11 protein-coding genes are annotated in these 11256 nt (G+C 71.6%); 5 read left to right on the top strand and 6 right to left on the bottom strand.

Translation table 11 applies throughout. The features are described 5' to 3' along the window. Positions 1-74: 74 nt before the first annotated feature. Together hemC and ACFYX0_RS16095 are read right to left on the bottom strand one after the other, a co-directional pair. On the bottom strand, positions 75-1007 hold the full coding sequence (gene hemC, locus ACFYX0_RS16100; protein WP_388970707.1) for a hydroxymethylbilane synthase: 933 nt from the start codon (positions 1005-1007) through the stop codon (positions 75-77). Between the two features lie 124 nt (positions 1008-1131). Further along, entirely contained in the window at positions 1132-2100 is a 969-nt protein-coding gene (locus ACFYX0_RS16095) for a threo-3-hydroxy-L-aspartate ammonia-lyase (protein ID WP_388970705.1), read from the bottom strand. Between the two features lie 181 nt (positions 2101-2281). Between ACFYX0_RS16095 and ACFYX0_RS16090 the strand changes: the two genes are divergently transcribed. The 3 genes from ACFYX0_RS16090 (at position 2282) to ACFYX0_RS16080 (ending at position 4722) form a co-directional block, all read left to right on the top strand. Then, positions 2282-3049: a transcriptional regulator gene (locus tag ACFYX0_RS16090; RefSeq protein WP_388970703.1), complete on the top strand. Its 768-nt coding sequence runs from the start codon at positions 2282-2284 to the stop codon at positions 3047-3049. Positions 3050-3159: 110 nt separating this feature from the next. Then, positions 3160-3588: an ATP-binding protein gene (locus ACFYX0_RS16085; protein ID WP_388970701.1), complete on the top strand. Its 429-nt coding sequence runs from the start codon at positions 3160-3162 to the stop codon at positions 3586-3588. 237 nt (positions 3589-3825) lie between these two features. Beyond that, complete coding sequence (locus tag ACFYX0_RS16080; RefSeq protein WP_388970699.1) at positions 3826-4722, top strand: serine hydrolase; 897 nt, start codon at positions 3826-3828, stop codon at positions 4720-4722. Positions 4723-4774: 52 nt separating this feature from the next. On the opposite strand, the gene nadE is transcribed toward ACFYX0_RS16080, so the two are convergent. After that, positions 4775-5605, bottom strand: coding sequence for an ammonia-dependent NAD(+) synthetase (gene nadE / locus ACFYX0_RS16075; RefSeq protein ID WP_355917677.1), 831 nt, complete (start codon positions 5603-5605; stop codon positions 4775-4777). 127 nt (positions 5606-5732) lie between these two features. Beyond that, positions 5733-6719, bottom strand: a complete 987-nt coding sequence (locus tag ACFYX0_RS16070; RefSeq protein ID WP_388970697.1) for a DMT family transporter — start codon at positions 6717-6719, stop codon at positions 5733-5735. 81 nt (positions 6720-6800) lie between these two features. Between ACFYX0_RS16070 and ACFYX0_RS16065 the strand changes: the two genes are divergently transcribed. After that, positions 6801-7727, top strand: a complete 927-nt coding sequence (locus tag ACFYX0_RS16065) for a LysR family transcriptional regulator (protein WP_388970695.1) — start codon at positions 6801-6803, stop codon at positions 7725-7727. Positions 7728-7902: 175 nt separating this feature from the next. On the opposite strand, the gene ACFYX0_RS16060 is transcribed toward ACFYX0_RS16065, so the two are convergent. Beyond that, positions 7903-8751, bottom strand: coding sequence for an alpha/beta fold hydrolase (locus tag ACFYX0_RS16060; RefSeq protein ID WP_388970693.1), 849 nt, complete (start codon positions 8749-8751; stop codon positions 7903-7905). Positions 8752-8906: 155 nt separating this feature from the next. Beyond that, entirely contained in the window at positions 8907-10109 is a 1203-nt protein-coding gene (locus ACFYX0_RS16055; protein ID WP_388970691.1) for an MFS transporter, read from the bottom strand. A 296-nt stretch (positions 10110-10405) separates the two neighbouring features. On the opposite strand from ACFYX0_RS16055, the gene ACFYX0_RS16050 reads away from it, so the two are divergent. Further along, a complete protein-coding gene (locus tag ACFYX0_RS16050) occupies positions 10406-11215 on the top strand; it encodes an SGNH/GDSL hydrolase family protein (RefSeq protein WP_388970689.1) in 810 nt (269 codons plus the stop codon). Positions 11216-11256: the final 41 nt, after the last annotated feature.

Below are 11256 nucleotides of genomic sequence, written 5' to 3'. Positions count from 1 at the left end.
GAAAGCCCCCGGTCACACAGGAGTTGACCAGGGGCTTGTCGACGAGGCGTGCGTGGGCGGCCGGTTCAAGGCGCTCAGTGGGCGATGCTGTCGATCAGTTCGCGTGCGCCCTGCCGGAGGAGGGCCACGGCGACGGAGGTGCCGAGGGTGGCCGGATCGAGGCGGCCGGCCCACTCGTGGGCGTTGAGCACGGTCTTGCCGTCGGGAGTGAACACACAGGCGCGCAGGGAGAGCTCACCGCTCCGGTCGGAGCGGGCGAACCCGGCGATCGGGCTGTTGCAGTGGCCCTGCAGGACATGCAGGAACATACGCTCGGCGAGGGTCTCACGGTGCGTGTCCGGGTCACCGAGGCCACTGACGGTCTCGATGGTCTCGGTGTCGTCCTCACGGCACTGCAGGGCGAGGACGCCCGCGCCGATCGGCGGAATCATCGTCTCCACCGGCAGGATCTCGGTGACCACGTCGGCACGGTCGATCCGGCGCAGGCCGGAGAGGGCGAGGAGCAGGGCGTCGGCGTCCCCCGCGGCGAGCTTCTCCAGACGGCGGTTGGCGTTGCCGCGCATCGGAACGCACTGCAGATGCGGGTGGGACGCGGCGAGCTGGGCGGTCCGGCGCACGGAGGAGGTGCCGATACGGGTACCGGCGGGGAGTTCGTCGAGGGTGCGGCCCGCCGAGTCGACCAGGGCGTCCCGGATGTCGTCGCGCTTGAGGAAGGCCGCGAACATCGTGCCCGCCGGCAGCGGACGGTCGGCGGGGATGTCCTTGACGCAGTGGACCGCCAGATCGGCCTCACCGGCCAGCAGCGCCGCGTCGACCTCCTTGGTGAAGGCGCCCTTTCCCTCCACCTGCGAGAGGTCGCCCATCCACTTGTCACCGGTCGTCTTCACCGGGATCACCTCGGTGCGCACCGTCGGGTGCAGCGCGGCCAGTCCGGCACGGACTCGCTCCACCTGGGCGAGCGCCATGGGGGAGTCACGGGAGACGATGCGGATGAGATCGACGGACATGAGGGCACGATAGTCCCTCGGCCGGGGCCGCGAGGACGACTCCCCCGTGTCCGGCACACGAGGACGTCGGCATGTGTACGCTCACAGGGCTGCGCCCGGTCGGGCGCAGCCCTGTGCGAGGCGGTCAGCAGCCGACGATCTCGCCGAACCGCTCGGCGCTGATGTTGCCGCCCGAGACGATGACACCGATCCTGCGGGGCAGGGGGGCGATCCGGTGGCCCAGCAGTGCGGCCAGGCCGCTCGCGCCGCTCGGTTCGATGACGAGCTTCATGCGTTCGAAGGCGAACCGCATGGCGTCCCGGATCCCCTCGTCGCTGACCAGGGCTATCTCGTCCACCAGCCGCTGGTTGACGGAGAAGGTCAGTTCACCGGGAATGTCCGCGGCCTGGCCGTCGGCGATGGTGCGCGGGACCGGGACGGACACCCGCCGGCCCGCTTCCAGGGAGCGCTTGGTGTCGTCGCCGGCCTCCGGCTCGACGCCGATCACCCGCATGGCAGGGTGGAGTCCCTTGGCGGCCGTGGCGGTCCCGGCGATCAGCCCGCCGCCGCCGACCGGCACCACGACCGCGTCCAACTCTCCCACTTCCTCGATCAGTTCGAGGGCCGCCGTGCCCTGCCCCGCGATGACATGCGGATGCTCATAGGGCGGTACGAGCGCGAGACCCCGATCGGCGGCGAGCGCTTCCCCGATCGCGACCCGGTCGCCCGTGTAGCGGTCGTAGGTGATGATCTCCGCCCCGTATCCGGCGGTCGCCTCCCGCTTGGAGCGCGGCGTGTCCTCCGGCATGACGATCACGGCGCTGGTCCCGAGCTCCCGTGCGGTCAGGGCGACGGCCTGCGCGTGGTTGCCGGAGGAGTACGCGGCGATCCCCTTCGCCAATTGCTCGGGGGACAGCCGTGACGCGGCGTTGTACGCGCCGCGGAACTTGAAGGCGCCGACGCGCTGGAAGTTCTCGCACTTGACGAAGACCTCGGCGCCGACCAGCCGGTCCAGAGTGCGTGAACGCAGCACCGGGGTGCGGTGGGCCACGCCCTTGATCCGCGCCGCGGCGTCCTGCACGTCCTCCAGGGTGACGCGCTGGGTGTCGGTCATGTTCGTGCTCCGTTCCGGGTCGCGGATGAGCGCCCTGCGATCGTCGTCGCCGCCACTCTTACGCAGCTTGGAATTGTTGTCCAGAGCCTGTACTCGACGTCCAAGAACTGGGAGCATCGTTGTGGCACAGGTCAGACGGGCTGACCACGGAGACGGGCGGACGGCGGATGGGCGGTCAGGCATGAGTGAGGCCGAGGACGGGCGCCCCGAGGGCTCCGGCCGGTCCGGTGTCCGGGCCGGGGGCACGGCGGGTCCGGTCAGGTCCGGGGCGACGGCCGGTGAGCAGGACGCCATCATCGCCGCCCTCACCCCCGTGATCGACGGGATCGCCGCGACCCTCGGGTCCTTCTGCGAGGTGGTGATCCATGACTTCCGGCAGCCCGAGCACTCCATCGTCGCCCTCGCCGGCTCGGTCACCGGGCGCGGCCCCGGCGGGTCCATGAGCGAGATCGGCATGCAGCTCCTGGCGCGCGGCGACCAGGCGCGCGACGAGCTGAACTACCTCACCCGCACCCAGGACGGGAAGATGGTCAAGTCGTCGACCATGGTGCTCCGTGACTCCGGCGGCGCGGTCTTCGGCGCCCTGTGCGTCAACCTCGACATCACCGCCGTCAACCAGGCCCACGCCCTGATAGGCGAGATCGCCGGTGTCGGCGTCTCCCCCGCGGCCGTACCGACCACGACGTTCGGCGACGACATCGGCGCGGTGCTGGACGCCATCGTCGACGAGCACCAGCTCCGCCAGAACAAGTCATGGAGCCAACTCGGCCGTGCGGAACGGCTTCAGCTGTTCCGCGACCTCGACCGGCGCGGGGTGTTCGCCGTACGCGGCGCGGTGCAGCAGGTCGCGGCACGGCTCGGCATCTCCCGGGCCTCCGCCTACAACTACCTCTCGGCGGCCCGCAGCGCCGCCGACGACGACGCCGAACTCCCGGACGGCACGGCGTGAGCGCCTTCTCGCCCTGCCATGTCCCGCGCCGAACGGGCCCGCACCGGGCGGCGTCAACAGGGGCCGGGCGGGTACCCGGTGCTCACACGGTCTCGGCTGGGAGGGACACGGTGAGCGGATCATCGGTGAGGGCGGTGGGTTGGGCGCGCTCCCTGCCGCTGAACAGCGAGGTGAAGGCGGCCCGTGACTGGGTTCGCGAACACCTGAGGGCACTGGGCTGGACCGAGTGCGCGCCGCAGACGGTGGACGCGGTCCTGCTGACCGTCTCGGAACTCGTGACGAACGCCCATGTGCACGCGCGCAGCTCCGCGCAGTTGGTGCTGACCTGGGACACCCACTGTCTGCACGTGCTGGTCCACGACACCTCCGACCGGCTGCCCACGCCTCGGCCGCCGAGCGAGGAGCGGCTCGGCGGGCGCGGGATGCTGCTCGTCGACGCGCTGGCCGACGAATGGCAGGCGCGGCGCTGCCCCGACGGCAAGATCGTCGACGCGTGCTTCAGGCCGCCCGCTCAGTGCGCCGACACCGACGGTTCCTGACGGGGGCACCGGCGACCGGGCGTGAGGCCCGGGAGGGCGTCGGTGCGCGGGTCGGGCAACTCGGCGGCCGTGAGCATCGGCCGTCGTGACGCCGATCACACATTTCTCTGTGGTTCCGCCCACAATTCGGGGCGAAAGACGGCCCTGAGTGATGGCGGTCACCGCGACATACGGGCGTTTTGTCTACGTTCGACGTTCAGTGCCCCCTCCCCCAGGAACCGTTGAGGCTGCTCCACCATGCTCTTTCGACCGTTCTCCCGGCGGCGGCCGGACACCACGGACAAGCGCCGGGGCAAGCGTGCCGTCGCCTGCGCCGGTGTGCTCCTGGCGTCGGCGACGACGCTGATCTCGATCGGCGCCCTGCACTCGGCCCCGGCCGAGGCGGCCGTGGCGTCGACCACGCCCGCCACCACCCCGACCACTCACACCCCCTCCCCCGCGCCCGTGCAGCCGCACGCCAAGCCGCGGGTGACGTCCGCAGTGCTCAGCCTGGACGGCACGGGCCGCGAGCCCACTGTGCACGGCGACGACACGCCGTACGACACCGCGAGCATCGTCAAGGTCGACATCCTCGCGACAGTGCTGCTCCAGGCGCAGGACGCGGGCCGGACGCTGACCCCGCAGGAGGTCACCCGCGCCGAGGCGATGATCCGGCACAGCGACAACGACTCGGCGACCGCGCTGTGGCAGCAGATCGGCCAGGCCCCGGGGCTGGAGGCGGCCAACAAGCGACTGGGCATGGCCACGACGAAGGGTGGCCCCGGTCTGCTGTGGGGGCTGACCCAGACCACGGCACGGGACCAGATACGGCTGCTGCGTGCGGTGTTCGACACCGGCTCCACGGCACTGAACGAGGACTCGCGTGAGTACATCCGGACGCTGATGACCCGTATCGAGGACGACCAGGCATGGGGCGTCTCCGCCGCCACGAAATCGGGGTGGGCGCTGAAGAACGGCTGGCTGCAGCGCACCGCGACCAGGCTGTGGGACGTCAACAGCATCGGGCAGATCACGGTGGACGGACACCGCTATCTGGTCGCGGTCCTCTCGAACGGCAGCCCGTCGATGAAGGAAGGCATCACGCTGGTGGAGGGCGAGGCCCGCTCCGCCGTGCACTCCTCGGCCACCCGCTGACGTCCGGACGGGGCCCGTCGGCGGGTCTGGCCAGGCCGAGGAGGCGCGCGACTCAGGGAGCGATCGGCAGCTGTCGCTTGTGCCCGGTGAGCCGGTAGCGGCGGACGATCGCCGCGAAGGCGGCCTCACCGACCGGCTTGCCTTCCAGGAAGTCGTCGATGTCGTCGTAGGTGACGCCGAGCGCCTCCTCGTCGGGCTTGCCCGGGTTCAGCGTCTCCAGGTCCGCGGTCGGGGTCTTCCAGACCAGTTCGGCCGGTGCGCCCAGAGCCCCCGACAGGGCCCGCACCCGCCGCTTGGTGAGGCCGGTGAGCGGAACCACGTCGGCGGCGCCGTCGCCGAACTTGGTGAAGAAGCCGGAGACCGCCTCGGCCGCGTGGTCGGTGCCCACGACCAGGCCCTCGTGAGCGCCCGCCACCGCGTACTGGGCGATCATGCGCTGCCGGGCCTTGATGTTGCCGTGCACGAAGTCCTGGTGGTGCGCGTCACGGAAGACGGTGCCGCCGGCCACCACCGCCTCCAGCGCGGCGTCGCTGGCGGGCTTCACATCGACGGTCAGCACCCGGTCCGGCCGGATGAACTCCAGCGCCCGCTGCGCGTCCTTCTCGTCGGCCTGGGTGCCGTACGGCAGCCGCATCGCGAAGAACGTCGACTCCTGCCCGGCGGCGCGCACCCGCTCGACCGCCAGCTGGCACAGCCGGCCCGCGGTCGAGGAGTCCACCCCGCCACTGATGCCCAGGACCAGCGAGCGCAGGCCCGTGGAGGTCAACTGGTCGGCGAGGAAGGCCACCCGGCGCTCGATCTCCTGCTGTGCGTCGAAGGACTCGCTCACCTGGAGATCCCGGGCGATGTCCTGCTGCAGGGATATGGACGTCGGGTCGGTCACGGTGGCTCCTCGGTCGTGCTCGTGGACGGTCGGCACGCGCCGCGGGGCCGGGGCCTCCGGCGCGTGCAGGGGACGGAAGCACTCTAAAGGAGGCGCGACGTCCCGCGTGGTCCGGCAAGGGGGCAGGTCAGGCGCCGACCGGCGTCGTGGCCGGGCTCGTGCCGTCCCTTCCCGGCTCTTCGGCGGTCGTCTCTTCGGCAGTCGTCCCTGGGGCGGTCGCCCCTTGGGCGGTGCGGTGCGCCTGCTCGATGGCCTGGCCCCAGTAGGTGCCCGCGACCATCAGCACCGCGCCGAGAGCGGCGAGGACCGTCAGACGCTCGCCTCCGATGCCGATACCGATGGCGGCTGCCCACACGGGTTCGGTGCCCAGCAGCAGGCTGGCCCTGCTCGCGGAGGTCCGCTGGATGGCCCAGGTCTGCGCGATGAAGGCGAACACGCTGCAGAACAGGGCGAGATACGCCAGCTGGGCCCAGGTGCCGGCGGTGATGTGAGCCACAGCCGCCCGACCGCTCACGGCGGCCGGTGCGAGACACAGCACCGCCCCGACGACGGTCTGTACGGACGTCAGCTGGAGCGGCCTGAGCGCGCGGCCCGAGGTGAGCCGTCCGACCAGGGCCACATGGACGGCTCGGACCACGGCCGCGGCCAGCATCAGGACGTCCCCCACCCCGGGGGTGTGCAGCCCGTGGACCGACGTGAGCAGGCCGACCGCCACGACGCACACGCCGGCGGCGAGGAAGAAGCGCGGGGGCACCCTGCCGCGGCCGCCCGAGCGGTCCAGCAGCGGTGTGATCACCAGCGTCAGACTGATGAGCAGGCCCGCGTTCGCGGCGCTGGTGTGCGCCACGCCGTACATCTCCAGCACCAGCACCGCCGTCTGGGTCAGGCCCAGCACCGACCCGATGCGGATCTCCTCCCGGGTCCAGGGAACCTGTCGCCGGCGTGCGAGGGCCGGGACGAGGGGCATGCCGGCCAGGGCGGACAGGAGATAGCGCAGGAACAGCACCACCAGGACCGGAGCGACCTCGGTGGCGTTCTTCGCCGTCAGATAGCTGGATCCCCAGACCATCGCGACGATCAGGAGCACCAGATCGGTTCGACGTGTGTCAGGCATGCGCTCCACGGTGCCCGACCAGGACAATGAAGCCAAGTAGCAGCTACTGAAATAAAGATTTAGCAGGGCTACAATGTCGCTGTGGACGAGAGGCAGCTACGGGTCCTGCGTGAGCTGGGCGAGCTGGGCAGTGTCACGGCCGCGGCTGAGGCGCTGATGGTCACTCCTTCGGCGATCTCGCAGCAGCTGCGCCTGTTGCAGCGTTCGGTCCCCGTCCCGCTCACCGAGCGCGAGGGCCGGCGGCTGGTGCTCACCCCCGCCGGCCGGGCTCTGGCCGGCGCCGCGATCGAGGTCGAGGCCGCCCTGGCCCGGGCCCGCCACAGCGTCGAGGAGTTCCTCGGCCAAGCCGACGGCCTGGTGTCGGTGGCGGCCTTCCACAGCGCCGCCGCGGCCTTCTGGCCGCACCTGGTGCGCGCCCTGTCCGCCCCGGGCTCTCCGAGACTCACGTTCGCGGACGAGGACGTCCCCCAGAACGACTTCCCGCTCCTCACCCGCGAGTACGACGTCGTCCTGGCCCACCGCCTCGACCACGCCGCCCCCTGGCCGGGAACCGTGTCCGCCACCGCCCTGCTGCACGAACCGCTCGACGTCGCGCTGCCCGCCGGCCATCCGTTGACCGCCAAGCGGCGGCTGAAACCCCGTGACGTGGCCGGCGAGCCCTGGGTCACCGTCCATGACGGCTTCCCGCTGATGGCCACCATCGAGGCCATCGCCGCGGCGGCCGACCGTCGGCTCCACCTCGCCCATCGCATCAACGAGTTCGCGGTGGTCGCCGAAGTCGTGGCCGCCGGGGCCGGAATCGCCCTGATGCCGCGCTGGACCGCCCGCCCGCATCCCGACGTGGTTCTCAGGCCCCTGGTCGGTGTGAGCGCACGGCGTCATGTCGACGCGCTCCACCGCCCCGAACGCACGGCCCGCACGGCCGTCCGGACCGTTCTCGGTGAGCTGCGACGCGCCGCGGCGGCCATCGGCGGCCGGGCTTCCGCCGACACGAAGACGCGCGACTGAGTGGCCGGCGCTCGGCGTCGACAGCGGTTCCGTGCCGTTCGGCGCGCGGGCCGGACAGGCGGGCACGGCCTGACGGTCGGGGCCCGGCGGCGCTCGCCCGGCTCCGGCGCGACGCGAATTGCCGCTTCTGACGGATCGTCACTGCTGGCGGGTTTTCGTCATTACTGACGAGTCGTCACTGTTCTGCGGAACCAGCCGACTTCGTGGCCTGGAGGACGAGGTCGGTGACGGCGTCGGGGTGGGAGATCATGGCTACATGGGAGGAGTCGATCTCCACCATGTGCGAACCCGCACGCTGCGCCTCGAAGCGTTCCTGGGCCGGGTTGATGGTCATGTCCTGCTTCGCGACGAGGAACCAGGACGGAATCGTGCGCCAGGCGGCCTCTTTGGCCCGCTCGGAGAAGGCGCGCGTGCTCGCGGGCCGCTGGGTCGCCGCGAGCACGCGCGCCGTGCTCTCCGGCAGATCGGCGGCGAACACCCGGTGGAGCTTGTCCGGCTGGAGGTAGAGATCGGTCCCGCTCATCCCTCCACCGGCCCGGTACGGAACGGAACGGAGGGAACTGGCGAGTTCACTCGGGAACTTGCCGGACAGCGACATCCCGCTCTCGCCCTTGTCCGGCACCAGGGCCGACACGAACACAAGTGACCGCACCTGCTTGTTGCCTGCCGCGGCGGAGCTGATCACCGCGCCGCCGTAGGAGTGGCCCACCAGCACGATCGGCCCCTTGATGCTCTTCAGCACCGAGGCGATGTAGGTGGAGTCGTTGTACAGCCCGCGCAGCGGATTGGCCGGGGCGACGACGGTGTAGCCCTGCCGTTGCAGCCGTTCGACAACTCCGTTCCAGCTGGAGGCGTCCGCGAACGCCCCGTGCACCAGGACGACGGTGGGCTTGGTGTCGGAGGTGGCGTCGGCCGCGCCGGCGGGGGCTGCCCCGACGGCGCACAGGGCCAGGGCGCACCCCACCGCGGTGAGGTGCGCGCCTCGTATGCGGCGCGCTGTGCCGTGGATCGCAGATGCTGTCATGGCGTTCTCGCTTTGCTCGAGGTCTCCGTGACCCCGAGTGTTCACCCGTTCGTGGCGGGTGGCCCGGCCGCGTGGCCCGAACGGGGCAATGATCGCCCGTTGGAGTGACGGCGGCCTGCCGACCGGTTGGAGCCCTTGCCGCCGTCCGGATCCTGTCACGAATCCGGGGCCGGCCGTCGCCACAGGACGGTGCCCACTCCGGCGACGAGGAGGGTCGCGCAGCCCGCGAAAACCACACCTGCGTCGCGCACTCCGAGGGCCACGGCCAGGGCGCCGATCCCCACGACGGGCAACGAGATGCCCACGTACGCGACGACGAAGAACGCCGAGATGGTGGCGCCCCGGTGCGTCTCGGGCGCCGCGGAGCTCACCGCGGTCAGACCGGCCCGGAACGCCATGCCCTGCCCGGCACCGCCGGTCACGGCCCCCAGGAGGAGCACCGGCAGCGACTCCAGCAGCAGTGAGACCCCGACGAGCACGAGACCGGCGACGAGCACCAGACAGCCGAGCGGCAGGGCTCTGCGCGTCCCCACCCGCCCCTGGAGCAGCTGTCCGCCGGTCGAGGCGCAGAACACGGAGAAAACGACGGCTCCGACCGCCGCCAGATTGCGCTCGCCGAGCGTCTGGCCGAGGAAGGCCGGGGCGACCGCGGTGAACAGGCCGAGCAGCGAGAAACCGGCGAAGGCCGCGAGGGCGCAGGGCGCGAACACCCCGCGCACTTCGGGCGGGACCTTCATGCCCTGGGGGCGCAGCGGGGGCCGTGGGCCGGACCGGCGTACGGTCTCCGGCAGCAGAACGGTGACCACGGCGGCGGCCGCCAGCAGCGTCAGATGCACGAGGAAGGGCAGCTTGAGCGGCCAGGGCGTGTACTGGGCGAGGGCACCGGAGACGAGGGGACCGAGTCCGAGGCCGCCCATGTTGGCCGCGGTCGCCGCGAGACCGGCGCGGGTGCGTCGCTCCGGCGGTGCCAACTCCAGGACGGCCGCGGTGCCGGTGCCGCTCAACAGGCCCGCGGAGAACCCCGACAGGACCCGTCCCACGTACAGCAGCGGCAGCCCGGCCTCGCAGAGGAAGCACACCGCACTGAGCGCGGCCAGCCCGAGCGCGGCCAGCAGCACCGGGCGTCGCCCCAGCAGATCGGAGAAGTCACCGGCCACCAGCAGGGCGGCGATGACGCCCACCGCGTAGACGGCGAAGACCACGGTGACGGTCAGCTCGGAGAACCCGATCTGGTGGCGGTACAGCCCGTACAGCGGCGTGGGCAGGGTGGTGCCCATCATGCCGGCGGCGAAGACGCACGCCGCGGCCACGTATCCGGGCCGAGGGGCCGGTCGACGGCGTTCGGTGTCACGGCTCATCACATCCCACCATAGGTATCCGGCACGCGGTGCGGTGCGCGAGGCCCGGCGCGGTCGGCGGCCGCACGGTCCACGGCCGGACCGGCGCCCCGACGGAGACAGGGCCGGACGGGTGACGGCCCAACGGGTGACGTCCACGCGGGACAGCGCACACCGCTGTCCCCCGCCGTCGGCTTCAAGTGCCCTAGCACACACGCGACTTGGACAGGACCACGACCCGGGACGGCGCCCGACGGGCCGCCGACACCACGGCGCCGGGCCCGCCCCCACCAGCCCGGACGTGCTAAGCGAAGGCTATGAGACATTCCCGAATCGCGGCATGTGTGTCCTCGCTCCTCCTGTCCGCCGTCTGCACCCTCACGGGTACCACGGCGGCACAGGCCGCCCCGGAAGCAGCGGGCACGGGCTATGTGGCCCTCGGGGACTCCTACTCCTCCGGGGTGGGAGCCGGCGGCTACTTCGCCAACAGCGGCGACTGCCTGCGCAGCAGCCGGGCGTATCCCGCCCTGTGGGCCGCTTCCCATCGTCGGTCGTCGTTCAGCTTCACCGCGTGCAACGGCGCCCGCACGGGTGATGTCATGGACCACCAGCTCGGCACGCTCGGTGCCCGTACCGGGCTGGTCAGCGTCACCGTCGGCGGCAGCGACTCGGGCTTCGGCCATGTGATGACGACCTGTGTGCTGCGCGGCAGCGCCGCGTGTCTGTCGGCCGTGTCAGAGGCGCGCACCTACATGGACAGCACCCTCCCGCACGACCTGGACCGTCTCTACACGGCCATCCGGCGCAAGGCCCCGGCCGCCCGGGTGATCGTCCTCGGCTATCCGCATCTGTACAAGGTCCACGGCACCTGCACGGGCGGCCTGGCCGACGCCTCACGGTCCGCGCTGAACAACGCCGTCGACCACCTCGACACCGTGATCGCGAAGCGGGTCGCCGACCACGGATTCACGTTCGCCGACGTACGCGGCGCCTTCAGGGACCACGAGATCTGCACCTCCAGCCCCTGGGTGCGCAGCGTCAGCCTGCTGGCGCCCGTCGAGTCGTACCACCCCACCTCGCTCGGGCAGTCCCGCGGCTACCTCCCGGTCTTCACACGTAGCGCCTGACCGACGGGGCGCGGTCGGGGCGGCAACGGCTACCTCGCCTC

It is taken from the genome of Streptomyces sp. NPDC002573, assembly GCF_042889625.1.
Lineage (GTDB): Bacteria > Actinomycetota > Actinomycetes > Streptomycetales > Streptomycetaceae > Streptomyces > Streptomyces gibsoniae.
Note: the sequence above shows the minus strand (reverse complement) of the source record. Positions and strands in the feature narration are given on the sequence as shown.

Bases quoted from the DNA above. Each gene is read 5' to 3' on its own strand.
- hemC (WP_388970707.1), bottom strand. From the start codon at position 1,007: ATGTCCGTCGATCTCATCCGCATCGTCTCCCGTGACTCCCCCATGGCG.
- ACFYX0_RS16095 (WP_388970705.1), bottom strand. From the start codon at position 2,100: ATGACCGACACCCAGCGCGTCACCCTGGAGGACGTGCAGGACGCCGCG.
- ACFYX0_RS16090 (WP_388970703.1), top strand. From the start codon at position 2,282: ATGAGTGAGGCCGAGGACGGGCGCCCCGAGGGCTCCGGCCGGTCCGGT.
- ACFYX0_RS16080 (WP_388970699.1), top strand. From the start codon at position 3,826: ATGCTCTTTCGACCGTTCTCCCGGCGGCGGCCGGACACCACGGACAAG.
- ACFYX0_RS16070 (WP_388970697.1), bottom strand. From the start codon at position 6,719: ATGCCTGACACACGTCGAACCGATCTGGTGCTCCTGATCGTCGCGATG.
- ACFYX0_RS16060 (WP_388970693.1), bottom strand. From the start codon at position 8,751: ATGACAGCATCTGCGATCCACGGCACAGCGCGCCGCATACGAGGCGCG.
- ACFYX0_RS16055 (WP_388970691.1), bottom strand. From the start codon at position 10,109: ATGAGCCGTGACACCGAACGCCGTCGACCGGCCCCTCGGCCCGGATAC.
- ACFYX0_RS16050 (WP_388970689.1), top strand. From the start codon at position 10,406: ATGAGACATTCCCGAATCGCGGCATGTGTGTCCTCGCTCCTCCTGTCC.